The organism is Solibacillus sp. R5-41 (genome assembly GCF_002736105.1).
GTDB lineage: Bacteria > Bacillota > Bacilli > Bacillales_A > Planococcaceae > Solibacillus.
Genome location: NZ_CP024123.1, coordinates 1,802,872 through 1,818,773, shown reverse-complemented (window position 1 = coordinate 1,818,773; position 15,902 = coordinate 1,802,872). Strand labels below are relative to the sequence as shown.

The 15,902-nt window shown below is 38.0% G+C and carries 17 protein-coding genes; 5 read left to right on the top strand and 12 right to left on the bottom strand.

What is annotated here, in order from left to right; translation table 11 throughout:
- Positions 1-129 precede the first annotated feature (129 nt).
- Positions 130-1,062, top strand: coding sequence for a formimidoylglutamase (hutG, locus tag CSE16_RS08635; RefSeq protein ID WP_099423530.1), 933 nt, complete (start codon positions 130-132; stop codon positions 1,060-1,062).
- Between the two features lie 16 nt (positions 1,063-1,078).
- The gene (gltS, locus tag CSE16_RS08630) at positions 1,079-2,257 is read left to right on the top strand and encodes a sodium/glutamate symporter (protein WP_099423529.1); all 1,179 of its coding nucleotides are present in this window, start codon (positions 1,079-1,081) and stop codon (positions 2,255-2,257) included.
- 134 nt (positions 2,258-2,391) lie between these two features.
- Here gltS and CSE16_RS08625 read toward each other — a convergent pair whose 3' ends face one another.
- The 4 genes from CSE16_RS08625 to CSE16_RS08610 all read right to left on the bottom strand — a co-directional run bounded on the left by CSE16_RS08625 (position 2,392) and on the right by CSE16_RS08610 (position 4,541).
- Positions 2,392-2,907 carry an NUDIX domain-containing protein gene (locus tag CSE16_RS08625; protein ID WP_099423528.1) on the bottom strand — a complete coding sequence of 172 codons (516 nt, stop codon included), beginning with the start codon at positions 2,905-2,907 and terminating at the stop codon, positions 2,392-2,394.
- Between the two features lie 34 nt (positions 2,908-2,941).
- A complete protein-coding gene (locus CSE16_RS08620) occupies positions 2,942-3,682 on the bottom strand; it encodes a YwqG family protein (RefSeq protein ID WP_216641134.1) in 741 nt (246 codons plus the stop codon).
- A gap of 289 nt (positions 3,683-3,971) precedes the next feature.
- On the bottom strand, positions 3,972-4,166 hold the full coding sequence (locus CSE16_RS08615) for a hypothetical protein (RefSeq protein ID WP_099423527.1): 195 nt from the start codon (positions 4,164-4,166) through the stop codon (positions 3,972-3,974).
- 150 nt (positions 4,167-4,316) lie between these two features.
- Positions 4,317-4,541 carry a YozE family protein gene (locus CSE16_RS08610; RefSeq protein WP_099423526.1) on the bottom strand — a complete coding sequence of 75 codons (225 nt, stop codon included), beginning with the start codon at positions 4,539-4,541 and terminating at the stop codon, positions 4,317-4,319.
- Between the two features lie 102 nt (positions 4,542-4,643).
- On the opposite strand from CSE16_RS08610, the gene CSE16_RS08605 reads away from it, so the two are divergent.
- The gene (locus CSE16_RS08605) at positions 4,644-6,431 is read left to right on the top strand and encodes a methyl-accepting chemotaxis protein (RefSeq protein ID WP_099423525.1); all 1,788 of its coding nucleotides are present in this window, start codon (positions 4,644-4,646) and stop codon (positions 6,429-6,431) included.
- 332 nt (positions 6,432-6,763) lie between these two features.
- Here CSE16_RS08605 and msrB read toward each other — a convergent pair whose 3' ends face one another.
- The 5 genes from msrB to CSE16_RS08580 all read right to left on the bottom strand — a co-directional run bounded on the left by msrB (position 6,764) and on the right by CSE16_RS08580 (position 10,239).
- Positions 6,764-7,192, bottom strand: a complete 429-nt coding sequence (gene msrB / locus CSE16_RS08600; RefSeq protein WP_099423524.1) for a peptide-methionine (R)-S-oxide reductase MsrB — start codon at positions 7,190-7,192, stop codon at positions 6,764-6,766.
- The gene (gene msrA / locus CSE16_RS08595; protein WP_099423523.1) at positions 7,185-7,721 is read right to left on the bottom strand and encodes a peptide-methionine (S)-S-oxide reductase MsrA; all 537 of its coding nucleotides are present in this window, start codon (positions 7,719-7,721) and stop codon (positions 7,185-7,187) included. Before msrA ends, msrB begins: the two co-directional genes overlap by 8 nt.
- 15 nt (positions 7,722-7,736) lie before the next feature.
- Entirely contained in the window at positions 7,737-8,309 is a 573-nt protein-coding gene (locus CSE16_RS08590; RefSeq protein WP_099423522.1) for a YpmS family protein, read from the bottom strand.
- Positions 8,302-9,240: a GDSL-type esterase/lipase family protein gene (locus CSE16_RS08585; protein ID WP_099423521.1), complete on the bottom strand. Its 939-nt coding sequence runs from the start codon at positions 9,238-9,240 to the stop codon at positions 8,302-8,304. Before CSE16_RS08585 ends, CSE16_RS08590 begins: the two co-directional genes overlap by 8 nt.
- Before the next feature lie 153 nt (positions 9,241-9,393).
- Entirely contained in the window at positions 9,394-10,239 is an 846-nt protein-coding gene (locus CSE16_RS08580) for a DegV family protein (RefSeq protein ID WP_099423520.1), read from the bottom strand.
- A 199-nt stretch (positions 10,240-10,438) separates the two neighbouring features.
- Between CSE16_RS08580 and CSE16_RS08575 the strand changes: the two genes are divergently transcribed.
- Together CSE16_RS08575 and CSE16_RS08570 are read left to right on the top strand one after the other, a co-directional pair.
- On the top strand, positions 10,439-11,080 hold the full coding sequence (locus tag CSE16_RS08575; RefSeq protein ID WP_099423519.1) for a PAQR family membrane homeostasis protein TrhA: 642 nt from the start codon (positions 10,439-10,441) through the stop codon (positions 11,078-11,080).
- A 172-nt stretch (positions 11,081-11,252) separates the two neighbouring features.
- Positions 11,253-12,203 (top strand): LCP family glycopolymer transferase, encoded by a 951-nt coding sequence (locus CSE16_RS08570; protein ID WP_099423518.1) that lies wholly within the window; start codon positions 11,253-11,255, stop codon positions 12,201-12,203.
- A 72-nt stretch (positions 12,204-12,275) separates the two neighbouring features.
- Here the strand turns inward: CSE16_RS08570 and CSE16_RS08565 are convergent, their stop codons facing one another.
- From CSE16_RS08565 to CSE16_RS08555, 3 genes are all read right to left on the bottom strand, one after another.
- Positions 12,276-12,746, bottom strand: coding sequence for a dihydrofolate reductase (locus CSE16_RS08565; protein WP_099423517.1), 471 nt, complete (start codon positions 12,744-12,746; stop codon positions 12,276-12,278).
- A 330-nt stretch (positions 12,747-13,076) separates the two neighbouring features.
- Positions 13,077-14,450 carry an argininosuccinate lyase gene (gene argH, locus CSE16_RS08560; protein WP_099423516.1) on the bottom strand — a complete coding sequence of 458 codons (1,374 nt, stop codon included), beginning with the start codon at positions 14,448-14,450 and terminating at the stop codon, positions 13,077-13,079.
- Positions 14,451-14,702: 252 nt separating this feature from the next.
- Positions 14,703-15,899, bottom strand: coding sequence for an argininosuccinate synthase (locus tag CSE16_RS08555; RefSeq protein WP_099423515.1), 1,197 nt, complete (start codon positions 15,897-15,899; stop codon positions 14,703-14,705).
- Between the last annotated feature and the right edge of the window lie 3 nt (positions 15,900-15,902).

Here is a 15,902-nt window from a genome sequence, read left to right as displayed (position 1 = left end):
CCAACTGCATGTTGGCCCAAATCCCCTGCAGATGTCACAGATTTTTTTGAAGGGTTTTTCGAGCAAGCTCGAAAAAAATCTGGACTAAAGTTAGTCGAAGCGAAAATGATTGAAAAGGGAGAGGTCGTAATGTATAAAAAAGCGGATTCAAGCGTCTGGCAAGGACGTATCGATCATGAAACGGATGATACATACTTTCGTTATCACCAAATTGTTCAAATCGCATCTGAACCTATTAATAAAGGCTCCATTGGATTAATCGGTTTTTCTTGTGACGAAGGTGTACGCCGAAATAACGGGAATATTGGGGCAAAGGACGCGCCACTTGCCCTACGGAAGCAGTTAGCATCCATACCTTGGCGAAAACAGTCTTCAAACAATAGTTTAATCGATTTTGGAGATATCGTTTGTGAAGGCAATGAATTAGAAAGTGCCCAGCAGGAATTAGGAAATCAAATTTCTACTATTTTAACTTATGGCAAGGCAATCGTACTTGGGGGTGGACACGAAACGCTTTATGGTCAATACTTAGGAGTGCGAAAAGCAGTTGGTCCTAACGCTTCTATTGGCCTACTAAATATTGATGCTCACTTTGATATGCGTTCATATGAAGCACAAACCTCATCAGGAACAATGTTTAAGCAAATTTTAGATGAGGATCCAAATGCCTATTATTTCGTATGCGGCATTCAAAAATACGGCAATACGACTGCCCTATTCAACACAGCCGACCAATATAATGTACGATATTATTTAGATGAAGAATTGGATTCTACAACATTCACTACAGCATTAAAAGAGTTTATGGATGCACACGACATTTTACTCGTTACGCTCTGTATGGATGTTCTAAATGCTGCCGAGGCACCTGGTGTCAGTGCACCTTCACCTTTTGGCTTATCCGCTTTAAAAGTTCGAGAAGTTTTGCGTCAAATGGCCGCGCATAAAAACACAGTCAGCTTTAGTATTTGTGAGGTTAACCCTTTACTAGATGTTAATAATCAAACAGTAAAATTAGGAGCTTATTTCATCAACGAAGTCATTATGAACAGCATCGATTAGACAGAGGAGGAAATATATGACATTCGATCAAATTACAACACTATGCTTAGCAGTAACATTATTTTTAATTGGTACATTTTTAGTAAATAAGATTTCATTTTTAAATCGATTTTGTATTCCAGCACCTGTAGTAGGGGGCTTACTATTTGCTATTTTTGCAACACTTTTAAAAAGCTTCGACATTATTGAAATTACGTTAGATACTTCGTTACAATCCATTTTCATGATTACATTCTTTACGACAATTGGACTTGGTGCAAGTTTCAAGCTTGTTAAACTTGGTGGAAAACTGCTTATCATTTATTGGATAGCATGTGGATTTTTAGCCTTAATGCAAAACGTAATTGGCGTTTCATTAGCAAAACTTTTGGACATTCACCCTTTAATCGGAGTGATGGCAGGAGCTGTGTCAATGGAAGGTGGACATGGATCTGCTGCTGCTTACGGGCAAACGATTGAAGCTTTAGGCGTACCTTCAGCTATCTCAATCGGTATGGCTGCAGCGACTTGTGGTTTAATCGCTGGAGCACTTGTTGGAGGGCCAGTAGTACAATACTTAATTCGTAAATATGATCTTAAGCCTTCAGCTGATGAAACAGAAACATATGTTGAAAAAGCAGAGCATCCGGTTACAGAAAAATCATTCATGTTACAAGTTTTCTTAATCACATTTAGTATGGCTATCGGAACATATCTTGGCGATTGGTTCTCAACGCTAACAGGCTTCGTATTACCGGCCTATGTAGGGGCAATGTTCGTAGCTGTGATCGTCCGTAACATCGTAGACCGTTTCAATCCGGATATCATCAACATGAAAGAAATCAATTTAATAGGTGATATTTCATTAGGTATCTTCTTATCAATGGCATTGATGAGCATAAAATTATGGGAAGTTGCAGACTTAGCCTTACCGCTATTTGTAATCGTTTTCGTACAAGTAGTCTTCATCGTATTATTTGCTGTGTTCGTTCTTTTCCGCGTACTTGGCAAAAACTTCGATGCAGCAATTATGGTATCAGGTTTCCTTGGTCATGGACTGGGTGCGACACCAAACGCAATGGCCAATATGTCAGCAGTCGTTGCTAAATACGGTCCATCACGTAAAGCATTCCTTATTGTACCAATTGTAGGCGCATTCTTAATCGATGTATTCGGCATGCCGATTATAATTACGACAATCAATATGTTTAAATAGAAATTCCAAAGAGCGCAATCCCTAGAGTTATTGGGATATGCGCTTTTTTAGGATTCTCAAAATATTGTTGTTCTATGTATAACAAAAGCGCCACCTATTTAGAAAGCGCTCGGATTACTAATTGTGAATTGTTGTCAGGTTTGTTTGTGCTCCATGTGCAAAGTGTTCAAGTTTATTGCATCTTTCAAGACTAATAAAGAAAGCTCATGGTCATTTAAAACATGTTGAACCTCTTCTGGCTCCACCCATATTCTACAGGTAGTTTCATTTTCTCGAAGGAAAGGATGACACTTTTGTATATCCATTTTATAGAATAGTTGATAGCCAATAAGTGGATACTTCCCTCCCTCAACAAACAAAGGGTTATCTTCGTGGCTAACTTCAATGGCTCCAAGATATTGAATATCCCCTTCTACATAAGCCTCTTCGTAAACCTCTCTATTGAATGTTTCCTCTGGGCTTTCACCTTTTTCAACGTGCCCTCCAGGTATATTAAACCCCCTTCCTTCTACATGCACTAATAATATTTTCCCTTGATAGAAGCAATACCCATGAACACTTGTCACTTTTTGAAGATCTACAACCTTTTTGGATAACCATGTAAGTTTGACTTTATGTCCGCCCCAATTAACACGTATTTTATTTAGCATTCGTTTTCATTCCTTTATAAGGATAAATTTCGCTTTAGCCTGCATCAGACCTTAATCTACTAAAGTCCAAATTCTTCAGTCTTTCTAATTCAATAAATATCATTAATTTGTCGCCGTCATGCCAACACCACTCCAGATCATCATCTGAATCAATTGTTAGTAGTGATACCCATTCTTCTCCCGGAGTTGGATCATATGCTAGTGTATAATGTGAAGGATAGCCTAGTAGATAGTCTGTACTTTTATGTAAAGAGTCACGTATTTCAGTGTATTGGTCACTTTGATTTTCCATAAAAGGCGAGTCCTTCAACTGGTATTCGTCAAAAGGAATGTCAATCCTCGAAGAAAACTTAATCGCTATAGCCCTTCCTATATCTGGATTTGGCGAGATTATGGTCTCCAGATTTGTTAGTTCAGGTATATATATACCATGAATATATCCTTCCTCAAATACCTCTAGATTACAGTCATAATCAGGATGATCATCTGCTACAAAAAGACTTAAAATACCTTTTGTTGGAAAATTTGCCTCGGTAGAGGGAATTTCTGCAAAGTTTATTTGCCCAAGGAAACGATAAGGATTCGTCCCATATGTAGGCCATTCACTACCAACCTGTAAATCAGGTTCTCCTCCAAAACGACTACAGCCCAATTGAAGTTCCGCATCTTTATGCTTAAGTACATCAATAGCAGGCCTCAAAACTTGGCGTAAGTACTCTTTATGGATTCCAATATCCGACTGTGCAATCATATCCAGAAAATTCTTCCCATTCATAATACCCCTCCTATGTGTGATTTCTATTTATCGTAAATGATGTTTGTTTTACCCTTTCGCTAGTCCATAGCTTGATTCAAATGAATTTAATAATATCTAAACATCTAGGTATTTTGTAAAGGTGTTTTATTCAGGGAGGATATGCATTACATGATAGAAGAGCTTCAATACAACATGTAAAACAGGAACAAAGACATGGAGGATGAATCCAGTGCATTGCTTTTAGTATATAAAGCTCTGTTTAGCCACCTGGATCCATCGTTCATCTTATTAAATAATATCTTTTAGTTTATACAACATTAAATACCTCACCAATAAGCTTCCCTAAACCTCTAAGCATCCAAAAAATTAGTCTTAATGGGAATAAAATTAGTTCTGGTATCCAAAACAATACTTCCAGAAGAAAATCAAAAAGGGAATAATTATCATCACCTTTCCGGCGTCTCCTTGTTTTGCTTTTCTTTTTTTGCCACCATTCCTTCATAGGAATCAACCTCATTTCCCAAAAATCGCAACCAATTTTAATTTTTCTTAAATAAATTTACGTTCAAGGGATTAGATAGTTTCATTTTTAATCAAATCTGAAGATTAATTATTTTTACCATAGAATTATTTGTTCAACCGATGCAATAAATCATATATCATACTTCAGCGCATACAAATCCCACAGCTCATCGAAGGCTGATGTTGTCAAATACTCATTAGATTGCAATTCAATATAAGAAGAAAGTTCGTCGAAATTTGATGAAGTTTTCGGAAACCCAGGATCAATGAACATACTTTCCGAAAATTTAGTCTTATTATCAGACCAATCTCCCCCTCGAAACGTTATAGCATAGTGATAAAATGATTTTTCCAATAGTATTCCTCCTAGTTTACATTATTTACAATATATTGTATAAATTATGAAATTTATGTAGTAGAATAGTAATAAAATAAAATATCGATTATTCAGAAAGTGGTGAGTTTTTTGCTTAAGAGAAAAAAATCTAATCGCCAAGCAGAAAAAAGCAAGAAAGCATCTAAAAAAACGAAATCGAATTTTTTTTTCTTGCATTCGATTCGTGGTAGAATTATTTTAAGCTTTTCTACATTATTGACGATTATTATCGCGATGCAAATTTTATCTTATATTAATATCACAAATTTGCAAAATAGTCTTAGAGACTTTGCTGATGAAAATTTAAAAGAACAAATGCAAATCAACAGTTTAGCAAGTGATATTGCTAAGCTTACTAGTCATGAACAAACATTTTTAATTACAGGTGATGAAAAATATTTACAAGCATTTGAAAAGACTAAATCACTCATTGATACCAATTTAGAAACGATCCTTGCTTCGCTTGAAAATCGTGAAGAAGAAGCAAAAGCAGCGAGTTCGATTAAACAATTCTACTTGAATTATATTTCTTATTCTAATACGACAATTGAAGTGCGTCAAAAATACGGGTATGAAAATGCGGCAACCTTATTCAAAAATAGCGGAAGTCAAAATTTCAAAAATTACATCGATGAACATACAGCAACGCTAATTAGTTTATTAGAGCAAAATAATGAGAAGACCATTTTAGAATTGGAAGCGTTTGCACTTGCTTCAAAAATATCATTTTTCATTTTGTCCGCTATAGCTATGTTTATTACGATTTCATTAAGTATCGTTTTATCTAAATCGATTCGACGTAATACGCATGCCATCAATCATTCCATTATTGATATTGCACAGGCTGGTGGCGATTTAACACGTCGCGTTCAAGTAAAAACGAAGGACGAGTTCGCGCAAATTGCCGATTCAACAAATATTTTAATTGATTCGATTTCAACATTAGTTAAACGTGTTTCGAACTTAGCTGAAAATGTGTCGGGCAGTTCTCAGGAGCTAATGGCCTTAGCCGATGAAAATTCGCACACCATTAATTCCATTGCTAATTCGACATTGGACATTGCCAATGATAGTACAGAAATTATGAAAAGAATTGGCGTTGCAGCAAATGAAATGCACACGTTGGAGCAATCAATGCATGAGTTAACGGAAAAAGCACGTGAAGTACAGCAGGCATCTATCGAGATGAAAAATGCCGCGTATATCGGCAGTCAATCCGTTACGCAATCATCCAATGTGATGTTAGAAATAGAAGAAACGATGGCGAGTACATCGGCTACAGTAGAAGCTTTAGGTCGTAAATCAACGGACATCACGTCGATTATTGGCACCATTACCGCCATTGCTGAACAAACAAATTTACTGGCATTAAATGCGGCAATTGAGGCGGCAAGAGCTGGTGAGCATGGTCGTGGATTTGCCGTTGTAGCGAATGAAGTGCGTAAATTAGCCGAGCAATCTCAATTGGCTGCGAGCAAGGTGTCAACGATTGTTGGCTCGATTCAAAGTGAAGTCAGTTCGATTATTGAGCAAAACGTAACCGGCGTACAAACAGTTATTCGTGGTGTCGAGGTAGCAAACGAAACGACCAATTCACTTCAAAATATTTTGAAACAAACCGAGACGACATCAACGATTTTAAGCCATATGGTGGAACAAATTGAACAAACTCTATTAAATAGTCACGACGTTACAGCTTCTTTCGTCCACGTAACAGCGATTGCTGAAAATACAGCGTCGAATACAGAAAAAAGTGCTGCTGCAGCTACACAAGGCTCTTCTTCCATGCAGCAAATCAATGCTTCTGCAGTAGATCTCGCAACGCAGGCCGATGATTTAAGAAGTGTTGTGAATGAATTTAAAATTTAATTTGATTCAGCAGAAGTCCCCTACTTCTATACGAGTGGGAGATGAATGCTAAATATGCAAGTTACTACAGTGGGTGTTCGAACCCCGACTTAATGGAGGAACTAGGCTAATGACGCCGCATCGTGCGGCAACGCCTTTGTGACCAACATCACGTTTGCCCATTGCCTCATCGGATGTCACAAATTTTTAAAGGGCGCTTTTCGAGAGAGCTCGAAAAAAATCTAGAATACAGTAACCCAAGCCGTAATTGATTTTACGCTTTCAGTAAATTCAACATGCCAGGCACAACAAAAAAAACTTACGAAGCTTCCACATTTCGTAAGTTTTTTCTTTTATTCAAAATAGGCTACGTACTCACCGTAACCTTCGTCCTGCAATTTTGAAACAGGTATGAAGCGCAATGCGGCTGAGTTGATACAATAGCGCATTCCACCATATTCTTTTGGTCCATCTGGGAAGACATGTCCTAAATGGGAATCGGCTGTTTTACTGCGAACCTCTACTCGGCGCATGCCATGTGTGCTATCAAAGTGCTCCGTAACTTCAGGTACATCTAATGGCTTTGTGAAAGCGGGCCAACCACAACCTGCATCATACTTGTCCTTTGAGCTGAATAATGGCTTCCCTGATACGATGTCAACATAAATACCCTGTTCAAAATGCTGATCAAACTCATTGCGAAACGGTGGTTCGGTTCCTTGCTGTTGTGTCACATAATATTGTAGTTCCGTTAATTCTTTTAAGCGCTGTTCTTTATTCATGTTCTTTTCCCCCCCAATGCTTTTCAATAAATGCTACGCGACCTGAACCGACTGAATAGCGATTGTAATGTGCAGGATTTTTCTTGTAATAGTGCTGATGGTATTCCTCCGCCTTATAAAATGTCTTAGCAGGAAGGATTTTCACTGCAACCGGTGTAAGAAATTTCCCACTCGCTTCAAGACGGGCTTTCGATGCTTCTGCAATTTCTTTTTGCTGTTCATTTTCATAAAAAATGGCCGTTGAATACGATTCCCCTCGGTCATAAAATTGTCCGCCTGCATCAGTTGGATCAATTAAAGTCCAGTACAGTTCCACAAGCTGCTCATACGGGTACAATTCTGGATCAAAGGCAATTTGCACCGCCTCCAAATGGCCCGTTGTTTCACTACAAACTTGCTCGTACGTCGGATTTTCAACATGTCCCCCGGTATAACCCGATAGGACACTATTAATGCCAGGCTGCTCATCGAACGGCTTCACCATGCACCAAAAACATCCTCCTGCGAACGTTGCTAATTGTGTTGTCATCGTTCAACTGCCTCCCTACTTCTTTTCATTTGGTATGATTACTTCTAACAATATTTTATCTTTTGCTAAATCAATTTCTTTTGCACGCACCCTTGAACCCGATGCAATATTGATAAGCGATAAATCAACATAAATTTGCTCGTCATTCGGTTGAACCGTTATCCAAGTGGGAAATTCTACGTTACCATGAATCAGCTTCAGCACCGCTTTTGGAGAAATATTGGCTTTTCCAACATGCACAGCCGTTTGCTTCAAAATAATGTTACCATCTTTCACAATCGGTTCGTAATCCATTTGAATCGGTACTTCCACATTAAAAGCCTTTAATGTGCTGTATAAATAAATTTTATCCTCAATAGCCATTTCCAATTGGATCGGCGTTTTTTTCATTTCGTCACTTAAATATTTTTTTGCAATTGCTTCAAATTCTTTTGCCGTCGTTTCCACCGTTAGCACATTGCCTTTTGGATGCACTGGATCTTGTATGACCGCCTGCTCCACATCTGCCGTAGCATAATAAAAAAGTCCAGCTGCGGCGAAAATAATCGCCCCAGCAAGGATTAAAAATGCAATCTTCCACCTATTCATTTTCCCACTCCTCAAAACCAAATAAACCATCCGACATTTGTTTAATATTACATTGCTGCATCGTTTCGATAATTCGTCTCGTCATCCGGTCATAGCCAGCACTATTCGGATGAAAGAAGTCTACATGATATACCATGTCCTCATTTGATGTAAATAAATCCTCAATCGAAACAAAACATGCATTTTCATCCTGTTTTGCTAAATCCTCAATAGTGGTATTCCACTCACGGACGATTGGTTCGAATGGTGTAATTTCATCGACGATTATGGAGAAGGGGTTATAAAAACCAACCAAAATAATCGGTACTTCCGGATTTCTCATACGAATTTCAGCCATAATTTCTTCATAGTTGGCAGTAAATTTCGGTACTTCTTTATCAAACATCGTTTTTTGTAACTTAAATATATTTTTCTTAACAACCTTCATGACATCATTGCCACCAAGTGTCACCGTAATCAAGTCTGCACCTGCTATTTCCTCATCATAATGCCCCTTTTGCAAGAGTGCTAATAATTGATCACTGCGGCGCCCATTTTTCCCTCGATTATCTAGCTCCACCTCTTTAACCGCGGACCATTTCTCAAGTTCCTTTTGAAGTCTAATTGTGTATCCAAATTCCTTTGTCTCATCCCCAATGCCTCTTGTTAAGGAGTCTCCCAACGCTAAATACTTCACATCTCTTGCCTCTACATCGACCCTAGTAGACCAATCTATATTAAACACATTTTCAAGTAAATCAACGAATCCATTCGAGTCCTGATATTGTTCACTTTCCTGTTCAATTGTGGATTCAGTCACTTTCGTGTCGTCTAGTTGCTGCTCTTCTTGATTGAGCTCATTATCTTTAGGCTCACTATTTTTTTGATCGATCGTAACCGAGCATCCCGCGAGACTTAACACAAAAATGAAGATGAAAACAAATCGCCACATAAAAATTCCCCTTCAATTCTTTATTATTCCATTATAGGTTATTTTTCTTCAATTGGAACAATTAACTGCCTTGATTTTTCAAGTTTTTATTCATCCCAAAAAAAGTACCCTAATCCTGTGAATCAGATTAGAGTACTTGTACCATATTACAATTTATTCAGCGTAATACATAAAGCCAATTGCGCCTTCACCTGTATGTGTACTAATAACAGGTGATGTATAAGCAACTTCAATTTCCTTTTCATAGCCTGTTGCTTTTATTTGTTCGATTAATGGATTAACTAATGTTTCAATAGAATTCGCATGAGAAATTCCGATTGATTTGACCGTTTTTCCAGCCGTATCTTTTTCAAATTCGCCCATCAAAAATTTGATAACTTGCTTGTGACTACGTGGCTTTGCACAAATTGTCACTTCTCCGATATCTAAATGGCCGATCGGTTTAATATTTAATAAAGAGCTTACGACGGCTTTTCCTTTTCCGATGCGGCCCCCTTTTACCATGTTATCCAGTGTATCGAGTACTACAAATAAACGTGTATTTTCACGTACTTTTTCCACTGATGACAAGATTTCTTCAACCGTTGCTCCTGCATCACGTAAACGAATTACTTCACGCAATTGGAAAGCTAACCCAAACGCAATATAGCGAGAATCAATAACCGTTACATCCGAATCCGTCATTTCTGATGCTTGATGCGCTGATTGGGCCGTCCCACTCATACCACCCGTCATATGTATCGAAATAATCTGGGACCCGTCTTTTCCAAGTTCATCGTAAATTTCCTTAAAAACACCTGGGGCTGGCTGTGAGCTTTTTGGAAGCTCTTCCGCACTACGCATTAAATCCATAAATGTATCTGGTTGTAAATCAATGCGGTCTTTATACGTTTTCCCATTAATTTGAACTGATAATGGAACAATATGAATCCCATGTCGCTTAATCTCCTCATCAGTTAAATCACATGTTGAATCCGTTACAATATGAATTTGTCCCAATGTTTACACATCCTTTATATTTCTTCTCTTTAAGTATAATTAATAAATAATTATTTACCAATATGACATTTGTCATTCAATAAACCCTTAAATTATCATCTTTCTACCATGACATATTTTAGTATAACAAAATGACAAATTACAATATTTACTCTGCGTTTATTTTATTATAGTGAAATTATGAAAGGAGTGATGAAAAATGCAACATGAGTACGCAATTGATTATAAAAATGTAAAAGAGGAACTATGGAATGCAATAACACATGGATTTGGATTCATTTTAAGCATTCCAGCGTGTGTTTTATTAATTATTTATGCAGCTCAACATGGGACGGCTATGCATATTGTTTCTTATTCTATTTTTGGGACAACATTAATTCTCTTGTTTTTAATGTCGACGCTTTTACATAGTGTACCACTGAGGTACAAACGGATTTTTGCTATTTTGGATCATTCCTGCATTTATTTATTGATTGCCGGGACATATACACCGTTCTTATTAATTGCGATCGGCGGTACATTAGGTTTTGTATTACTTTGTATTATTTGGGGACTTGCAATTTTTGGCGTCGTTTTTAAATTTTTATTTATCCATCGCTTTGAACGCGTTTCACTCCTGCTGTATTTAGTCATGGGCTGGCTCATTATTTTTGCTGTTAAGCCGATTTATGCTTATTTACAATGGGATGGCTTTTTACTGTTACTAGCTGGCGGACTATTTTTTACGTTCGGTGCGATTTTTTACGCATGGACGCGGTTGCCGTATAATCATGCAATTTGGCATCTGTTTGTCATTATGGGCTGTGGCTGTATGGTAAGCTGTATTTATTTCTTCATGTAGAAAATAATGGTATATTTTTGAAAAATTCCATTTATTGAATGTATATTTCTTTCCTTTTCAAATCATTTATCGGATAATCAAAATAGTAGGCTCCAGTGTGCCTGCAACCAAAACGATAGGAACTTCGTCTTGGACTAGTAACATCGATTTATATGAAGAAAGGTTTTGTCCGATGACTGAAAGAAAATTACGCAATACATCTAAAAAGAGATCAAAAATAACTAAAATCGTATTATGGTCGCTATTAATACTGGCTTTAGGGGTTGGTGGAACGATTTTTTATTATTACAATTCATTCCAAAATGCAATTTCAAAAATGAACACTACAGGTGATTCTACATCTGAAAAAATCCCAGATATTTTACCGCATATTGATCCATTCTCCGTATTATTGCTCGGGATTGATGAGCGGGAAAACGATACAGGACGTACGGATACGATGATTGTCGTAACTGTCAATCCCGATTTAGGCACGATGAAAATGTTGAGTATTCCGCGTGATTCTCGTGTGGAGATTGTCGGAAACGGGACAACTGAAAAAATCAATCATGCCTATGCGCGTGGTGGCATTCCAATGTCTATAGCAACAGTAGAAGAAGCACTCGATATTCCAATTGATTTTTATGTGGCAGTCAATATGGAAGGCTTTTTATCCATCATCGACGTACTCGGTAATATCGAGGTGAATAACGATATGGAACTAATCCGTAATGAATATACGTTCCCAAAAGGAAATATTTCACTAAATGGTGAGGAAGCATTAATATTCTCTCGTATTCGCTACGAGGATCCGCGCGGTGATTTTGGTCGCCAGCTTCGTCAAAAACAATTATTAGAGGCTCTTTTTGCAAAGGCTAAAAATCCTTCTATCCTATTGAAGCTTGACGATATTTTTGAAGTAATGGGCGATAATGTTTCAATGAATTTCTCTCAAAAACAAATTTTAGCTTTACAAAAGCTTTATGGCAAACTAGATAAAAATATTGAGCAAATCCAATTTGAAAAAGGCGAAGGTATTCGAAAAGATGGCTTATGGTACTATATTTTCGATGACGGAGAGCTTCATGATATTAGTGCCAAGCTGAATGCACATCTTGAAGAAGAACCCATCATTGAGCCTTAATCCGATTCATTCAATAATTGAAAAAAAACAGCTGCCACCATTCTACTACTATGATTGGTGACAGCTGTTTTATTATTTTTCATATATACAGTACTGGAATGTGTAACCTTCTTTTGCAGTGATCGTTTCCTGACATGAGGTACGTTGCCACTGTTCATATTTCGGGAAATACGTATCCCCGTTAAATTCATGATGGATTACAGTAATGTATAATTTATCGGCTATCGTCATTGCTTGCTCGAATATTTGAGCACCGCCAATAATCATTATTTCCTCTACATCTTTTACAAGTAACAGTGCCTCATCTAAGCTTCCTACTACTTCAACGCCTTGTGCTTCATAATCCGCATTTCGCGTAATGACAATATTGCGACGACCTGGTAGCGGACGACCGATTGATTCAAATGTTTTTCTCCCCATAATAATTGGCTTGCCCATCGTCATTTCCTTGAAATACTGTAAATCTCCTGGTAAATGCCACGGCATTGAGTTTTCATAGCCGATTACATAGTTTTTATCATGCGCTACAATTAGTGAAATCATTATTTTCCTCATTTCTAATCAAGTTTTACTCTAAGCTTAATGTGTTTTATTAAATAGTTCAAGGGTGTGAGTGTTTTGAAATGGAAAACTTCATCACTGTTCGATTATTTGAACCGGAATTTCGATAATCGCGAGCGTCAATTGTTTCGGGTGTTCAAAATAATTACTTGTCCAGTGTATTTTCTCTATCCGTCAGTTTTGTCTTTCTATCCATCACTTTCACATTTCTATCCTCAGTTCAAGCTTTCTTTCCGTTTCCCCATCAAACCCCATCCATTACCAAACGAAAAAATCCCGCTCTGCTTACATTTACAGAACGGGATTTCATAATTAGCCTAATAATGCTTTTGCTTGTTGTAATTGAATTTTCACTTGTTCAAAGCCTGTACCACCAAGTGAATTACGACGACTTACCGCCGCTTCTGGTGCCAGCACGTCGTAAATATCTTGTTCGATTAATGCCGATTCATTTTGCATTTCCGCTAACGGTAGGTCCAGTAAGTAAATGCCTTGCTGAATGCAGGTGAATACTAATTTCCCTGTTACTTCATGAGCTTCGCGGAATGGCATACCTTTAGTTGCTAAATAATCCGCAAGTTCCGTCGCATTTGAGAAGTCCGAATGTACAGCGCTATGTAAACGTGCCGTATTGACCGTCATCGTACGGACCATACCTTCGAAAATTTTAAGTGAGCCTAGTACAGTTTCCATCGTATCGAACATGCCCTCTTTGTCCTCTTGCATATCTTTGTTATACGTAAGTGGTGTCCCTTTTAAAACCGTTAGTAGGCCTACCAAATTACCAAATGCACGTCCTGCCTTACCACGGATCAACTCCGCCATATCTGGATTTTTCTTTTGTGGCATGATTGATGAACCCGTAGAAAATGCATCATCAAGCTCGATAAATTTAAATTCATCCGTAGACCAAATGATTATTTCTTCCGCAAAGCGTGATAAATGCGTCATTAACAGCGCTGAATTTGATAAAAATTCTACGATAAAGTCACGGTCACTAACAGCATCCATTGAATTCGCATACACATCACTAAAACCAAGCAATTCCGCTGATTTTAAGCGATCAATTGGGAAAGTTGTACCTGCCATCGCGCCTGCACCTAATGGTAAAATATCAATACGCTTCATTGATTCACCAAAACGCTCTTTATCGCGTTGTAGCTGCCAGAAATAAACCATTAAATGATGCGCAAATGAAATTGGCTGTGCACGTTGTAAATGCGTATAGCCCGGTGCAATCGTTTCAACGTGTTGCTGTGCTTGATCAATAATTGTTGTTTGGAAGCTTTCAATTAAACCAATCACTTCAGGAACACGTTTTTTTAAGAATAAATGCATATCTGTTGCCACTTGGTCATTACGAGAACGCCCTGTATGAAGTTTGCCACCTACTGGACCAATCAAGTCAATCAGCATTTTTTCTAAATTTAAATGAATATCCTCATTGGCAACAGAAAATTCAAGCTCTCCTGCTTCTGCCTTTACTTTTAATTGCGCTAACCCCGCTAAAATTTTCTCGACATCTTCATGCGGTAAAATCTCCTGTGCACCGAGCATCGTAACGTGTGCTACTGAGCCTTCTAGATCTTCCAGCACTAATTGTTGGTCAAAGCCGATAGAAGCCCCAAATTCATCTACCCAAGCTTCTGCGGATTTTTGGAAACGACCGCCCCATAATTTCGCCATCATTCAACACTCCTATTTAACTTGTTTCAGCATTCATTTTCCACTTCTATAATAAAGGGGATAAATGCCAAATATGACCTTAATTCAGTTTGGGTCCGTACCCCTGTTGAATCAAGTTAATGCCCCCGGCGGATGTCACAGATTTTTAGTGGAACTTTTCGAGCAAGCTCGAAAAAAATCTGGACGCAATTACGCCGAGGCGTAATTGATAAGAATAAGCGACTCGACACGCGAATCGCTCACCCACTAAAATTATTTATTTTTAGCTACTTCTGATGCTACAACTGTAGGCATACCCCATAATTCGATAAAGCCTACTGCTGATGCATGATTGAACTTGTCATGTTTTGAGTACGTCGCTAATTCTTCAGAGTATAAAGAATTTGGTGATTTACGTCCTTCAACAATCGCATGACCTTTGAATAATTTTACGCGAACTGTACCATTTACATACTTTTGCGTTTCTTTTAAGAAAGCTTCTAAAGCAGTACGGATTGGGTTGAACCATAAACCGTTGTAAATGATTTCAGATAATTTATGCTCGATCATTGGCTTGAAATGTGCAAGCTCTTTAACAAGCGTAATGTCTTCTAATTCCTTATGCGCTGTTAATAACACTTGTGCACCTGGAATTTCGTACACTTCACGTGATTTAATTCCTACTAAACGGTTTTCTACATGGTCAATACGTCCAATACCATGTGCACCTGCTACTTCATTTAATTTTTCAATTAAATCTGCTAGCTTCATAGCTGTACCATTTAAAGAAACTGGTTTACCTGCTACAAATTCGATTTCTACGATTTCTGCTTCGTTGGGTGTATTTTCAAGTGCAACAGTTAAGCCATACGCTTCTTCTGGTGGTGCTACCCAAGGATCTTCCATTACGCCCGCTTCATTCGCACGACCCCATAAGTTTTGGTCGATTGAAAATGGTGAGTCAAGTGTTGCGGGAATCGGAACGCCATGCTTTTGTGCGTATTCGATTTCCTCATCACGGCTCCAGCCCCACTCACGTACAGGTGCTAAAACTTCTAAATCTGGATTTAACGCCTTAATCGAAACTTCAAAACGGACTTGGTCATTCCCCTTACCCGTACAACCATGCGCTACTGCATCGGCCTTCACTTCATTTGCAATTTCAACTAATTTTTTTGAAATTAATGGACGAGATAATGCTGATACTAATGGATATTTTTGTTCATACCATGTGTGACCTTGTAAAGAAATTAATGCGTAATCTTCTGCAAATTCATCTTTCGCATCCACCATATATGATTCAACCGCACCTACTTGAAGCGCTTTGTTTTTAATGAACTCTAAATCTTTCCCTTCGCCAACGTCAAGACATACTGCGATAACGTCCCACCCTTGTTCTGTTAACCATGGAATTGCTACGGATGTATCAAGGCCACCTGAATATGCTAGCACTACTTTTTTGTTTGCCATGTA